The following is a 14,507-nucleotide window of genomic DNA, read 5'->3' as shown; positions in this document are numbered from 1 at the left end:
ACCTGCGCCAGGTGGCTTTGCTGTAAAAACCACAGGAAGTCGTTATGCAGATCGTGATCCAGCCCAATGCCGATGCTGTTGCTGAGTACGGCGCCGACCAGTTCAGTCGTTTGCTGAGTAAAAAGCCCGACGCTGTGCTGGGACTCGCCACCGGCTCTACCCCGGTTGCGCTCTATCAAAAGCTGATTGGCCGCTACCAGGCGGGCGAGCTGAGCTTTGCTAAAGCTACCAGTTTTAATCTGGACGAATACCTGGGTCTTTCACCCGAACACCCGCAAAGCTACCGCTATTTTATGCAGCAGCAATTGTTTGATCTGATTGATATTGCCCCCGAGCATACTCATGTACCACCGGGCAATGCCGCCGATCCCATCACCGCCTGTCACGATTACGAAACCCGTATCGAAGCAGCCGGAGGCATTGATTTGCAATTGCTGGGGATTGGCCGCAACGGCCATATTGGTTTTAACGAGCCATCATCCGGCCTGCGTTCGCGTACCCGGGTAAAAACCCTGACCCAGGCCACCATCCACGACAATGCCCGCTTTTTTACTGAGGGTGAGTACCAACCGCACTTGTCCATCACCATGGGCATCGGTACCATCCTGGATGCCCGCAAGGTGCTGCTGCTGGCAACCGGCGAGGCCAAAGCCGATGCAGTCAAAGCCATGGTTGAGGGCCCGCTAAGCGCCGCCTGCCCGGCCTCGGCCCTGCAACTGCATCAGCATGCGGTGGTAGTACTGGATGAAGCAGCTGCCAGTAAGCTGGCCGACATCGACTTTTATCGTCATATCGAGCGGGAAAATCAGTTGCTGCTGCAGCGGTTGGGCAAAAGCTAAACCGTTATGATTTGTGCTGCCATGCGTGCAACAAGCGTCGGACCAACCACAGCATGGCATAATACAAAGCGGTATAGGCCAACAATACCAGGGTTAAACCAGTCAGCGTCGGCAGCTTCCACCATTCGCCTTCAATCAGGTGCCAGCTTTGCAACAGCCCCATCCAAGGCATAATCAACAGCCACAGGGGTAAAGCAAACCCCAGGAAGGCTTTTTCCAGCCAGTAAGGTAATTCCCAAAAGTCAGGCAGATACAGCAGGGCTGGTGCCAGATAGCCATACAGTATAAAAATAACTGGTATTCTATGCATCAGCGGCTTGCCTAATGAGCGGTGGAGGTAACCGAAGTATGCCTTAAAGACTGAGATAAGACATACTTCATTACGATTACATCAATTGGCTAAGGGCTCTGGCATCACGCAGGTCAATTTTCCCATCCTGCGTAATGTCTCGCCGGTCGCCGGGGCTTAATGCATCACTATTGCGGTAATTCAGAATAATCTGCCTGTCTAGCTCATCCACAACACCATCACCATTCAAGTCACCTTCTAAGGTGGGTAAAAACTGCCAACGCAGATAGGGCTCAGACTGACCGACAAAAGCCTTCATGGCCGTTTCACCAGCCCCATATACAAGTGCAGATAACACCCGGTAGGGCCCATCAATGGTTTGTACCTGACTGGCATCCATGATGAAACTAACCTCATGCCTACCGGCAGACAAAAATCTGGATAGTGAAATAAGAGCGATGTCTTCTCCTTGTGCACCAACCAATTTAAATGAAAACTGATAGTTGGCATTCACCTGGACAGTTATCGGCACAACGAACTCAAGCTGAGCAATAAAGTCCCCCTGCAACACTTCATGCACCACCATGTCCTCAATAACAATGGGCTTGCTGCATAACTCGTCCAAACTGATGGGCGGTGTCTCACCAAGCCAGGCCTGCATTGGTGCTGCCAGACTAAGATCATGCAAGCGCAGAAATTGCAGCCTGGACAAACGATAAGGACCATCTTCTTGCAATGAAGTCCGAATGGCATCTGCAGTGTACTCTAGCATCAGGCTGGTATGCCCCAACGCCGAGATCAGTCTCTGTCCGCTCGACAATTCAAAGCCATTACTGGCTTGCAAGGTACCACGGGCAACATAATCACCTTCCTCTTGTACATCCACTAACACATCATAGCGTACAGCCGCCACACAGCCATTGGCGCCATGAGTCAGTGACACGCTGACATCCAGTACATCCAGTGGCGCTTCAAAAACTGGAACTTCCCGTCTTGCCTGTAAAGTCATCGTCCTTTCACCATGATCAATTGCCACCTCCCCCTCAATCAGGTAGACACCCGCTTCACTGAAGGTATAGCCTCGGCTGTAAATACCGTCATCGGCACGGCCATCGTAGCCACTACCATCATCCAGCCCAACGGCCTCATCGGCAGGCTCCCCCTGGCCCAGCTTACTCACCCGGATGAGCGGCGACTGGGATAATACAGGCAAACCATTTTCTACCAGCAGCATGCCAATAGAAGCATCTTCACCCACCAGGTAACTTTGCCTGACCAATACAATGCCAGCATTTACTGGCAACTGAGCATACACCGTCACCATTGCAACCGTAGGTACTTGAGCCATTGGGTAATCAAAACGTACTGTCCATTCGCCACTTTGCGAAAATGCCAACTCATCAATAACAAAAACACCACCCGGCAGAGGATCCTCGAGATCTGCTCCCGGGTAAAACTCCACATCGCCGGCGGCGGATGAACGAATGATCTGCCCTGCTGGGTCTCGCAAAGTGATGCTTGCCCCGTCAACGGGGACTATGGCTTCCAACATCACCTGGGCACTTTGCTCATGATGAAAAATTACCTCTACAGATTCGGAGCCCACAACGATGTTTTCTGTTCGCACAGTTTGAGTTGCATGCACCATTGAAGCCAAAGCAGCGACTACAACCAGCAGTACCCTGCCGACAAAAAAGCAACTCCAGCTGATTTTTTTGTATATCGAATCAATCATGGCGATTACCTCAGAGGAATGATCTGTTCAAGGATAAGCACAAGGTTGCCCTCATTCTTGACCGTCGAGTGATTATGCAAAGAATTACCCAGAGCTGTACCATAGAATGGGTTTGCACTTGATGTGGTAACCACAATGTCATTGTCTTGAGGCTCTGCAGCCAGAATAGTTTCATAAATTAACACTGTTCGACTGCCCCCCCAACAAAATACACAAGGCTCCTCCTGGATGGATAATACAGGCGTAGCAGAAAAGTCGCGCATGACACGCCAGGCTCTGCGCGCAGCATAATGGGCAACTCCAGGAAACAAGCCTGCAGACTCATCACGTGTCAGTTCATTATCATTATTTGCATCCGCATTAGCGCCAATCGTAAAGGTATTGTCTATATTGCCTCTCAAACCCAAATTAATAGCCTCTGTCGCTCTATAGGTTGTTAAATCCCGCAAGCCTGGTAATTGAGGTCCCTGACCAAAGGTCCAACTATCAATATAATCACTGGCAAAACCATTAGGATCCTCCCCCGAATTTCTTTTGCGGTCTGCTTCGGCTTTCTGGACTATCGACATATCAGCCGCCACGCTACCAAGATGCGGGGTTGATAAGGTAGAAAGTGAGAGAATCTCAAACTCAAGCTCTCTCCTCTGCAATTCTTGAGTATCCAATCCGCCTTTGCTATGAGCAATCACATGCACTTTGTCTGCCTTTATATTCTGCAAAAATGCTCTAATTTGCGGCTCTAATTCAGCAGCATTACCAGCAGAGCGCCCATTGGCCGTCACAGAAAAACGCTCATAAAGCACACCACTCTCTTCCAGTGCCTGCAAGACTCCAGGAGCACTGCCTTCATCCCAGGTGTCTGCCTGCGCATTAATACCATGAGCCAGAACAACTGGCGCCGCCAAATCAAACGTAATGGCCACCCAGTCTACAGCAGTACACCACAGCTCAAGTGTGTTGCCAGTATCTATATCAATACGGATCTGGTTGTTCTGACCAAAGCGAACTTCTTCAATCGGTACTACAATAGAGTCGTCTGTCCAGCGATTATTTTCACCAGACTGAATATGCTTAAAGACACCATTGAAATACACTCTGTTTAATTCAGGTTGGTATGGCGGTGGAACCGGCACATGTGAATCAACATCCCAGACTGGCATACTTAGCACGGCCTGTGCTCCCACCACCCCTCGCTCGATCAGCTTCTGTGGATTTCTTAGGGTACCGTCCGCATTAAGTTCATTCGGGTTCACTACGGTAGGTACAGGCAAATCAATAAGCAAAGGGCCACCAGAACGAAAAGTGCAGCCGGTGTCCAGCCCAGGCCCACTATTGACGACGTAAACTCCTAGCCTCTCTTCTGGAGGCTCAAATGGAGATGAGGTGTGAGCCAAAACAAACTGACTGGATGCCATCAGCAGAAATCCAGCCAGTAAATACGATAAGTTATTCATTACTGCCTCCCTTATTGGACGCGGCAGGCTCTAGCTCCGCATTGGTGACAACAAATGCATCCCCAATTGGTAAAAAGTGGCCTCGGATAAGGCTGCCTGTTTTTATCTCAAAACCTTCGTGGGCCAAAGTTAACCAAATAACCTGATTGTCTATTAATTTAAGTTGCAGACGCTGACCAGTTACCTGAAGCACCTCACCAGAAAATGCCTGGGCGGCCACCTCTGCTGAGTGGAGTTTTAGACTTGACAGCGCCAGCAGTAAAATACAAACCGCACTAATAACGAAGGGAAACTGCTTGTTCATTGGATACCTCCATAGCGTTTAAACGATTGCGTTCTTAGCATCAAGAGCAACAGCAGGCATGTCGCCGTTATAGAAAAAGTGCCGGGCTCAGCAACGGTTACCGTCCTTTCCAGCACGGAGAGTTGTAGTGAGAACACATCCATAGTGACAGCCAAATCACCAAACCAACTATTGATAAAAAGTAAGTCGGGATCCCAAATATCAAGCTCCAGAACTGTATCTATAGCCGGCATCATCGCTTCAAAAGTGATGGACAAAAAGCGAAACTCTGACTGTTGATGATGATCAAGGTAACTGGCGCTATTGCCTGATAACGCATAAATATCCAATATGCCAGGCGACAACACACTGTATCCCGATTCAAAATCCCAGGCAGTAGCTTCACCAGGTAAATCCAATTGATTGCCATAACCAGGATCACTGAAGCTTACCCCAACAAAACCAAATACTGCGCTGTCAAAGTAAATATCCACATCAAAGCCACTCAGCGAATTTCCTGCATTGGAGTCAAGCCCGCTGATCATAAAACTCATCTCGACTGTATCACCAACATAGACCTCATGATGAGATGTACTGATTGAGATAACTGCAGCAACCAAATTGCCATGAAAGAATGCACTTAGAATAAACACTGAAGCACAGACAGAGCACCTGAAGACAGCACAGACGCCCATAAACCTACGAACAACACCAGACACTATACGCATACACCCCCCAATAGTTACATTAGCATAACCTTGAGCACACTTAATGCCAATTTTATGCCACATACATTAAGAATATAATATGAAAGGATTTAATTCAGAGGAGTAGTTTGAGCGCTGGACTTTTGTAAAAAAATACGACACAAGCACCAATATTTGCGACTGAAGGCCGGAAAAGTGCAACATATCAACTTTAATTGTTTAATCAGAGTAAATCATGATAGAAAGGCCGCTTAGCGCTGTCTGCCCCGCTACTGCATCAGCATGCGGTGGTGGTGCTGGATGAAGCCGCTGCCAGCAAGCTGGCTGATCTTGAGTTTTACCGCCATATCGAGCGGGAAAATCAGTTGCTGCTGCAGCGATTGGGAAAAAGCTAAGCCGCTAATCTGCGGCTTTACTGGCCAGGCCAGAGTTCTCTTGTCGCACCCCTTCCAGATAGGCATACAACTGCTCGGTGAAAAAGCCATGCATTAAAAAGCGCTGGCTTAAATTCCAGGGCCCTACCAGATAATGCGGGTGTTTGTTGTACGCCATCTCGGCCAGCTTGGGGTTGCCCACCAGATCGCCAATGCGCAAGGCGATGGACTGATCGAGGTTAAAGCCATTGATGGCATCCCGGTATTCTTCCCGCGTTAGCAGCAGGCAAAACAAGCACATAAAAAGCGCATGAGCACTTTCAAAGTCCAGCCACTGGGTGCGCTTTTCGACAAAGTGAAAATCTGCCATCTTTACTGGCTGCCAGTGCTGCCAGCTCAGCTCATCGACCGGCAGGGGCTTGGCCGGATGGTGCCAGGCGCCAAGCTCCCCGAACAAACGAAACAACTGCTGGTCATGCTCGACAAAGCTGGCGTCCAGCATGTCATCAATGCTTTTGGGGTACAGCTGCACCGGCTGATAATGGTCCACCGCACTATTGGCAGCCAGAAAATTCAGTACATTGGATTCGGTGGCATAATGACGCAGGATCAACAGATTGGCTTCTTTACTGACAAAGTGGCGGCAAAACCAACAAATCAGCCGTTGCAAGCTCTGATGCGCACAGAACTGAGGCAGCGGCAAGCGCTTAAAAAACCAAATCAAGTGCAGCAGGATGGCAAAGACAAACTGCAGCAAGGGCCGGATGCCCCAGCGCAGCGGATTTTGCAAATCCTTCAACCATAAATCCAGCGCACTTTGCTCAATGGGCAGTGAGTTGTCACGCGCAATGGCTTGCAAATAGGCGCTGGGTTTACTGGCCATGTTCCACCTCTTCCAATTGCAGACAGTACAACCTGGCAACAACTTTGGCAGTCCGGACAATGGCGGCCAATTGCTCTGGCGTGCTGCATACCCTGTCCAGCAACTGATACAGTTCCTGCATATGGTGTTCATCCTGCGAGCCATGGTAACGCATAAAGCGGGTGCAGTTGCTGTCACAGCCAGTGGCCTGTTCGATTTGCCCGGCCCAACTTGAGGCCATTTTCTGCCCCAAGCCTTCGATAATCCACATGGCACCGACTAAATCGACCGGGTTGGGCTGACTGGCCCGATACATAATAAAGCCATGCAGGGCTTCCGAGCCGATGTTATCCGCTCTGCTGGCGGCATGAATGGTCGCCAGTTTCCCACCGGCGGCGACAAAGTCCTGCTCCAGCATTTCATAATCCCGGTGCTCGTCACGGGCATGGCCAATAATGGCAGAGCGCACATCGCTGTAATTGCGATCAAAGCTCGAGGCGCAGCGGCTGATCCAGCGCGACCCCTCAATCACCTGCTGACGCCAGTGCAGCAACAGTGTTTGGTAATCGTCCAGCGAAAACTGGCCACGCTGCAGACGCTGCAACAAAGGGATACGTCCGAGCTGACGCTCGAAATCAAACCAAACCCGCATCAGGGCCTGCAAACCTTGTTGGGCAACCTCACTCTTGATGACTTCCGACATCCGGCTCTCCTAGTTCAATCCATCACGGTTAACTGCATATAGACCGTATTAAAGCGACCGCTTTCCGGTACCATGCATAAGATGGTGTCGCCCGGCCGATAGCTCTGGGTCCGTCTGAATTCATCCAGCATAATAAAGATCGAAGCACAGCCGGTATTGCCGCGCTGATACAGATTGCTGTACCACTTGTCCTCAGCCAGCCCGACACCAGCCCGCTGCATCATGTCGAAAATCTTGCCTTTGAAGTAGTGCGATGAATAGTGGCACAGCACATGATCAATGGCCTCGGGTTGGATAAGGCCCTGTGCTATTAAGCGCAAATAACCATCGACCCCCAGTTTGACAATGGCATCCAGTACCCGCACATCTTGCCTCAGTAACAAAGCCCCGGCGGCTTCTGCTTCGGCATAACTCGGATAGTCTTGCCAGCTTCGGCTCTCATTCGGTGCCTGGCCGACACTCATACACACCGGGTAAGCATCAGCATGGGAAAAGCCGCGGATCCAATCAATCCGGAAACAACCTGCCCTTGGATTGCTTTCCAATAACAAAGCTCCGGCACCATCCGACAGCATCCAACGCAGAAACTCGGCATTAAAATCCAGCTCGGCTGCGGCCATTTCGTAACGGCGCGCTTTAAAAAGCCGCGATGTCAACTCACTCGCCACCACCATAGCCGTGCGATGCTCTCCCGCCAGAATACCGGTATAGGCCGCTTTGAGCGCCATCATGCTGCTGGAACAAATACCATGGCTGGTATGCAGTTCCACATCAGCCAGTTGCAGCTCGGCCTGCACCATGGAGCCAAAACCAGGCAATACCATATCGCCCTGACTGGTGGCAGCACTGAGCATAGTCAGTTGTGGTTTGCCGATAAAGCTGTTTGCCAGACAATCTTCTACCGCCTTGGCAGCCATATCACTGTTGGAAAACAGGGTACGGTGCTCTGCATCGATCGCATAATGGCGTTGCTGAATGCCATTGGATTGCAAAATACGCCGTCGTAACCGGCTGGGTTTGCCATGCACCAAACCAAGGATCGGCTCCATCTCCTCATTGCTAATCGCCGGGCCTGGCAGGAAGTGCCCTGTACTGGTGATAAATACACTCATGCCGCCGCCCTTTGTTGCAGATAGACCCGCAAACAGCGCAGGTTCTCCTCCAGATAGGGCAGTACGCACACCAACAGCATAAATCCAAGGTAATACAGCAAATAACTATCACCACCATGAGCATAAGGCATACGCTGAAACTGAAACTGTCCTTGCCAGTCCAGAGTGACCAGTTGGATAAATACCGGGAAGTTGATCACGATAATCAGCAACAGCATAAAGAGTGGTAAGGTAGCCAGATAGTTGTGGGCATGCATTTCCCAAATACTGATGTGTCGTCTGGGCGCAGCATAATGCACATCGTAATGTGCCACCAGCTCATGTGCCAGCCAGGCCAGCAGACAAATCAACATAATCAGCACATTTACCTGAAACAACAAGCACAGCAAAATAGGAATCGCCATTTGGATTCCCATCAGCGAATGCACCAGAGATTCTTTCACACCAGACGTGTGCTCAATGCGGGTAGCCCGGTGGCAACACCAATCAATAAAGCCTGCAATCCCCCACAGGGGCAGGAATACATAGAGCATCAATTGAATTAATAAGTCACTGGTTTGCAAAGCGGCTTCATCCTTTGAATGGCTTTTTTATTTATTGTAAATGAAAGGTCTGGGCTTGCCCATCCCTAATAGCATTCACGAAAAACAGAGCAGCCATCTGCCAAACACGCTGCCGGCTTTAGCAAACAGTGGAGCCAGCGACTGCCAACAAAAACCAAGGGTGTCAGGCCCCCATAAAAAACGGCCACACTAAGTGGCCGTTTTTTGGTACAGCGCTGAAACGGTTAGCTCCAGTTCAGGATCACTTTACCGGATTGGCCTGAACACATAATATCAAAGCCCTCCTGGTAGTTATCGACCGGCATTTCGTGGGTAATCATTGGGCTGAGATCCAAACCGGATTGGATCAGGCTGGCCATTTTGTACCAGGTCTCAAACATCTCACGGCCATAGATGCCTTTAATGATCAAGCCTTTGAAAATCACCTGATTCCAGTCCACCGCCATATCCGACGGTGGAATACCCAGCATGGCAATCTTACCACCGTGGTTCATGGTGCTGAGCATGCTGTTAAAGGCAGACGGTACACCCGACATTTCCAGACCGACATCAAAGCCTTCGGTCATGCCGAGCTCTTTCATCACATCGGTCAGCTTTTCTTTGCTGACATCCACCGCCCGGGTGGCGCCCATATCCAGCGCCAGTTGCAGGCGGTAAGGATTGACATCAGTAATCACCACATGACGGGCACCGACATGGCGCGCTACCGCTGCGGCCATAATACCAATCGGGCCAGCACCGGTGATCAGCACATCTTCACCGACCAAATCAAACGACAGCGCGGTATGCACAGCATTGCCGAAGGGATCAAAAATTGAGGCGATGTTGTCCGGGATATTATCCGGAATTTTAAAGGCGTTAAAGGCCGGGATCACCAGGTACTCAGCAAAAGCACCCGGGCGGTTCACCCCTACCCCGGTGGTGTTACGGCACAGATGCACCCGACCAGCACGGCAGTTACGGCAATGACCACAGGTGATATGACCCTCGCCGGATACCCGGTCGCCAACCTGGAAACCACGAACCTCCGAGCCCATGCCTTCAACCACACCGACGTATTCATGTCCGACCACCATGCCATGTGGGATGGTGTTCTGCGCCCACTCGTCCCATTTGTAAATATGCACATCAGTACCGCAGATGGCGGTTTTTTTGATGCGAATAAGCACATCGTTCGGGCCGACTTCCGGCTTCTCGGTTTCGGTTAACCAGATACCAGGTTCGGCTTTTAATTTGGCTAAGGCTTTCATTGAATTACTCCCATCTCTTTACCAATGCGGATAAAGGCGTCAATGGCCTGATCCAGCTGCTCACGGCTGTGTGCTGCCGAGATCTGGGTACGGATACGGGCCTGACCCTTCGGCACCACCGGGAAAGAAAAACCCACCACATAAATGCCTTCGGCCAGCATGCGCTGCGCCATCTCGGCCGCCACTTTGGCATCACCCAGCATCACCGGGATAATGGCATGATCTTTACCGGCCAGAGTAAAGCCCGCCGCTTGCATCCGCTCGCGGAAATAGCTGGCGTTTTGCCAAAGCTTAGCCCGGAGGGCATCGCCCTCGGCCAGCAGATCCAGCACCCGGATGGAGGCCGTCACAATGGCCGGTGCCACCGAGTTGGAGAACAAATAGGGCCGCGAGCGCTGACGCAGCCATTCAACGATTTCCTTGCGGGCCGAGGTGTAGCCACCGGATGCGCCGCCTAGTGCTTTACCCAGCGTGCCGGTAATAATATCGACTCTGTCCATCACCTCGCAGTATTCGTGCGTGCCGCGCCCCTTAGCACCAACAAAGCCAACGGCATGGCTGTCGTCGACCATCACCATGGCATCGTACTTGTCGGCCAGATCGCAGATGGATTTCAGATCAGCAATCACGCCATCCATCGAGAATACGCCATCGGTGGCGATCAGTTTAAAACGGGCGCCATCGGCCACTGCCTGTTGCAGTTGCTGCTCCAGTTCAGCCATGTTGTTGTTGGCGTAGCGGTAACGCTTGGCTTTGCACAGCCGCACGCCATCAATGATGGACGCATGGTTCAGTGCATCGGAGATAATCGCATCTTCCGGGCCAAGCAGGGTTTCAAACAAACCGGCATTGGCATCAAAACAGGAGGAGTACAGAATGGTGTCTTCCATACCAAGGAAGTGGCTGATTTTTTGCTCCAGTTGCTTATGAATGTCCTGGGTGCCGCAGATAAAACGCACCGAAGCCACCCCAAAGCCATGGCTATCCAACCCCTGCTGCGCCGCTTTGATCAATTCCGGGTGATTGGCCAACCCCAGGTAATTGTTGGCGCAGAAGTTCAGCACCTTGCGCTCACCCACCTGAATGGCAGCACTTTGCTGCGAGCTGATCAGGCGCTCGGCCTTGTACAGGCCTTCGCTTTTAACGTCATCGATTTGCTGTTGTAAGTGCTGCAAAAACGCAGTGGCTGGCATAGAGATCTCCTGGAAAAACGGTATGACTGAGTCAGTAGTACCGCATATTGTACTGACTCGGCCGAACTTCTGCAGTGTTTTTCACAGCGGACCTGTTGGCAAAGCGGGAGGATGTAAAGTTCGCTATACGCTCATGCTTGTTGGTAAGCCGGCCAAGCGTTGATAATGCTGCTGTAGTTGCAGAATACGCGGCATAGCTGCCGGGCTGGCATAAGGTTTAAACAATAACAACACCTTCAAAACCCCCTGATAGACGCTGGCCTGATCAATGGTCTGTTCCGGTGCCTGAGTCTTCAGATAACTGATCCAAAAGGTCACCACTAGCTTGATGGTATGGGCGAACTCACTGATTTCCTGCTCTGGCATCTCGACCACACCAGCCTGGCGCAAGGCATTCAGCACCCGTACGACCCTGGCCAGCACTTGCTCCTGTACCGCCTGATACTCTTTATGCAGTGCCGGATCACGCGCCAGAATATCCGGCAGGTTGGCGTAAAAGAAATGAAAGCGCCACATCAACTCAAACACCACATCCAGATAATTGGCCAGCGCATCCAGTGCTTCGGTGCTGTCACCCGGCGGCTGAATACGACTTTCCAGCAAGCGGGTATACTCTTTAAAGATATGCCGCAGAATGTCTTCTTTATTGCGAAAATGGTAATACAGATTCCCCGGGCTAATGCCGAGGTGGGCAGCAATGTGATTGGTGGTGACCTGACGCTCACCCTGAGCATTAAACAGCTCGATGCTGGCCTGCACGATTTTGTCTTTGGTACGAAGTTTCTTTTCCATCCCGGCCTGTCTTTGTTGTTTTTGTTTGGACTGTTTTTTTAGGTACTTCTTTTCCAGCTATAGTAACGCTAAACTGACTAAAAACTCTAGTCGCTATTTTTCCACTTCAGGATACCCATTCACTAATGAATATTACCGCCATTTATCCCGGAACCTTTGACCCGCTGACCAATGGCCATGCCGATCTGGTGCTGCGCGCTGCCCGGCTGTTTAGCACTGTACTGGTCGCAGTCGCCGCCAACCCCAGTAAGAAGCCGTTGTTTACCCTGGGTGAGCGGGTCGAGCTGGCCCGTGAGCTGTTCGCCGGCCACAGCAATGTCAAGGTAATCGGCTTTTCCGGCTTGCTGGCCGATTTAGCCCGCGAGCAGGACGCTCAGGTGCTGATCCGGGGTGTTCGGGCCGTGGCCGACTTTGAGTACGAGTTTCAGCTGGCCAGCATGAACCGCACGTTAAATCCAAAACTCGACAGTATTTTTATGACCCCTTCGGAGAAAAATACCTTTATCTCCTCTACTCTGGTGAAAGAAGTCTGCCGCCATGGCGGTGACGTTAGTGGCTTTGTCTCACCTGAGGTGGAAAAAGCCTTAAAGACAAAGTTTGGGCGGTAGTCAGGCAAACGCCTGAAGAGAAAGCAGCTATTCTGCTGCTTCAATATCATCGTTGGGCCGCAATTGCCGCTGCAGGCCCATCAGAAAGTTGCGCAAAATCTGATTTTGGCACTCACGGTAATTTTTATGCTCAGGCTTGCGGAAAAAAGCGCTGAGCTCATGCTTGCTAAGCCTAAAATCAACCAGCTGCATAATCGCCAGAATCTCTTCCGCCTGCAGGTTTAACGCAATGCGCAGCTTTTGAAACACCATGTTGTTGGTGAGTTTGCTTTCCGCTTTCGGCTGTTCACCCTCGCGCTTGCCGCGCTTTAACGCAATAAAGCCATTTAAAAAGGCCGCCAGCTCGTTATCTGCCAGCGCTACAAAGCCTGGCTCGTCTTCTTTTTTCAGCCAGGTGGTGACCTGCTGCTGACTTACATTGACTTCAGCTAAGGCGAAAACCTCAATCAAAGCGCTATTTTTTAAATCAAATACATAGCGGATACGGCGTAAAATATCGTTGTTGGTCAAAATAGATCCTAGTCTTAGGTGGGCCAGCAGCATCACCACGATGGCTGGCAAACTGGGATTTTAGCAGACATAGTGCCGAAGCCCTATCGTTGGCTGGCTGTTCATGCCGGATTTCGGCCGCTTAAAGCTTGATAAAAATCCGTCGCTGATACAGCCAATAGGACAGCCCCCAGAACAGCAGCACATGCAGCAGGGCGAACAGCAGCGATGCCAGTTTGGCTGGTAGCAGCACATTTAAACTATCAAAACCAAACTGATAGAGGCTGATGCTCTGGCCGCCGTAGCTAAAGCGAATCAACTGGGTGGCAGCGCTGGCCCAAAGCCAGGACAGCATGTAAATAAACAGCGGATTGCTGCCATAGATCACCAGCGGCTGCAGCGTTTGCCGCTGCCGGACATCCATCCACCAGACCATGGCGGCCAGCAACAACAAAATTAAGCCGCTGGAAAATGCGACGTAACTGCCCGACCAGAGCGGCTTATTGATGGGCCACAGCAAGTGCCACAAGAGCCCAAGCAGACTTAGTGCCCCCCCCCACTGCAGCAACCAGAGCACACTGCTGGCTTTGTCCATTTGCCGCAGTGCCGTTGCCACCAGATACCCTACCAAGACCGAGCTCACGGCTGGCAAGGTACTGAGCAGCCCTTCCGGGTCAAAAGCAGCGCCAAAGCCTTGATACAGATGAGCGCTGCCCAGCAACCAGAGGTCGAAACGCTGCACCGCATTGCCGGCAAGCTCATAGGGGTGCTGGAGTGAGAACTGCCACAGCAGCCCCCAATACAACAGTGGCAGCATAACCGTCACCAGCAACAGAGACCGGGGTTTCAGATAAAGCAGCAATAAAGCGGCCAGGCCATAACAAAGCGCGATGCGTTGCAGCACACCGGGGATACGCAGCTCCGTCAGGCTTTGGGAAAAAGGAAACCAGTGCAGAAATAAGCCGCAGCCAAACAGCAATAAGGTGCGTTTGGCTATTTTGCCAAAGACTGCCGCGGTTGGTGTGGCTTTGGCCATGGAAAAGGCCATCGCGGCCCCTACCGCAAATAAGAACATCGGAAAGACAATATCGGCAAAAGTAAAACCATGCCACTCTGCATGCAGTAAGGGAGCATACACCTGGCTCCAGGAGCCAGGTGTATTGACCAGGATCATCAGCGCAATGGCCAGGCCTCTTAGTGCATCCAGCGCCACAAAACGTTCAGGCTGGCGCTGGGCAGTTGCAACCGTCATAT

General features: G+C 51.3%; 16 protein-coding genes. 2 read left to right on the top strand and 14 right to left on the bottom strand.

Annotation, left to right across the window (positions count from 1 at the left end; translation table 11 throughout):
* The first annotated feature begins 44 nt into the window (after positions 1-44).
* Complete coding sequence (gene nagB / locus QWF21_RS06865; protein ID WP_330087306.1) at positions 45-839, top strand: glucosamine-6-phosphate deaminase; 795 nt, start codon at positions 45-47, stop codon at positions 837-839.
* 4 nt (positions 840-843) lie between these two features.
* Here nagB and QWF21_RS06860 read toward each other — a convergent pair whose 3' ends face one another.
* The 12 genes from QWF21_RS06860 to QWF21_RS06800 all read right to left on the bottom strand — a co-directional run bounded on the left by QWF21_RS06860 (position 844) and on the right by QWF21_RS06800 (position 12,156).
* Positions 844-1,149 carry a hypothetical protein gene (locus QWF21_RS06860; protein WP_330087305.1) on the bottom strand — a complete coding sequence of 102 codons (306 nt, stop codon included), beginning with the start codon at positions 1,147-1,149 and terminating at the stop codon, positions 844-846.
* A 76-nt stretch (positions 1,150-1,225) separates the two neighbouring features.
* Complete coding sequence (locus tag QWF21_RS06855) at positions 1,226-2,863, bottom strand: choice-of-anchor X domain-containing protein (protein WP_330087304.1); 1,638 nt, start codon at positions 2,861-2,863, stop codon at positions 1,226-1,228.
* Positions 2,864-2,868: 5 nt separating this feature from the next.
* Positions 2,869-4,317, bottom strand: coding sequence for an esterase/lipase family protein (locus QWF21_RS06850; RefSeq protein ID WP_330087303.1), 1,449 nt, complete (start codon positions 4,315-4,317; stop codon positions 2,869-2,871).
* The gene (locus QWF21_RS06845; protein WP_330087302.1) at positions 4,310-4,621 is read right to left on the bottom strand and encodes a hypothetical protein; all 312 of its coding nucleotides are present in this window, start codon (positions 4,619-4,621) and stop codon (positions 4,310-4,312) included. The genes QWF21_RS06850 and QWF21_RS06845 overlap by 8 nt, the downstream gene beginning before the upstream one ends.
* Positions 4,618-5,253, bottom strand: coding sequence for a hypothetical protein (locus tag QWF21_RS06840; RefSeq protein ID WP_330087301.1), 636 nt, complete (start codon positions 5,251-5,253; stop codon positions 4,618-4,620). The genes QWF21_RS06845 and QWF21_RS06840 overlap by 4 nt, the downstream gene beginning before the upstream one ends.
* A 453-nt stretch (positions 5,254-5,706) precedes the next feature.
* Entirely contained in the window at positions 5,707-6,564 is an 858-nt protein-coding gene (locus tag QWF21_RS06830) for a DUF6999 family protein (RefSeq protein WP_330087300.1), read from the bottom strand.
* Positions 6,554-7,246 (bottom strand): iron-containing redox enzyme family protein, encoded by a 693-nt coding sequence (locus tag QWF21_RS06825; protein WP_330087299.1) that lies wholly within the window; start codon positions 7,244-7,246, stop codon positions 6,554-6,556. The genes QWF21_RS06830 and QWF21_RS06825 overlap by 11 nt, the downstream gene beginning before the upstream one ends.
* 14 nt (positions 7,247-7,260) lie before the next feature.
* Entirely contained in the window at positions 7,261-8,358 is a 1,098-nt protein-coding gene (locus tag QWF21_RS06820) for a beta-ketoacyl-ACP synthase III (RefSeq protein WP_330087298.1), read from the bottom strand.
* The gene (locus QWF21_RS06815) at positions 8,355-8,921 is read right to left on the bottom strand and encodes a diguanylate cyclase (RefSeq protein WP_330087297.1); all 567 of its coding nucleotides are present in this window, start codon (positions 8,919-8,921) and stop codon (positions 8,355-8,357) included. The genes QWF21_RS06820 and QWF21_RS06815 overlap by 4 nt, the downstream gene beginning before the upstream one ends.
* Positions 8,922-9,145: 224 nt before the next feature.
* Positions 9,146-10,171, bottom strand: a complete 1,026-nt coding sequence (gene tdh, locus QWF21_RS06810; protein WP_330087296.1) for an L-threonine 3-dehydrogenase — start codon at positions 10,169-10,171, stop codon at positions 9,146-9,148.
* Positions 10,168-11,364, bottom strand: a complete 1,197-nt coding sequence (locus QWF21_RS06805) for a glycine C-acetyltransferase (RefSeq protein ID WP_330087295.1) — start codon at positions 11,362-11,364, stop codon at positions 10,168-10,170. The genes tdh and QWF21_RS06805 overlap by 4 nt, the downstream gene beginning before the upstream one ends.
* A gap of 123 nt (positions 11,365-11,487) precedes the next feature.
* The gene (locus tag QWF21_RS06800) at positions 11,488-12,156 is read right to left on the bottom strand and encodes a TetR/AcrR family transcriptional regulator (RefSeq protein WP_330087294.1); all 669 of its coding nucleotides are present in this window, start codon (positions 12,154-12,156) and stop codon (positions 11,488-11,490) included.
* Between the two features lie 125 nt (positions 12,157-12,281).
* Here QWF21_RS06800 and coaD point away from each other — a divergent pair, with 125 nt between their 5' ends.
* A complete protein-coding gene (coaD, locus tag QWF21_RS06795) occupies positions 12,282-12,764 on the top strand; it encodes a pantetheine-phosphate adenylyltransferase (protein WP_330087293.1) in 483 nt (160 codons plus the stop codon).
* A gap of 27 nt (positions 12,765-12,791) precedes the next feature.
* Here the strand turns inward: coaD and QWF21_RS06790 are convergent, their stop codons facing one another.
* Positions 12,792-13,274, bottom strand: a complete 483-nt coding sequence (locus QWF21_RS06790; protein ID WP_330087292.1) for a YehS family protein — start codon at positions 13,272-13,274, stop codon at positions 12,792-12,794.
* A 121-nt stretch (positions 13,275-13,395) separates the two neighbouring features.
* Entirely contained in the window at positions 13,396-14,505 is a 1,110-nt protein-coding gene (locus QWF21_RS06785; protein WP_330087291.1) for an acyltransferase family protein, read from the bottom strand.
* Positions 14,506-14,507: the final 2 nt, after the last annotated feature.

This window comes from Alkalimonas mucilaginosa (assembly GCF_036327005.1).
Classification (GTDB): domain Bacteria; phylum Pseudomonadota; class Gammaproteobacteria; order Enterobacterales; family Alteromonadaceae; genus Alkalimonas; species Alkalimonas mucilaginosa.
This window is presented reverse-complemented; position numbering and strand designations above follow the sequence as displayed.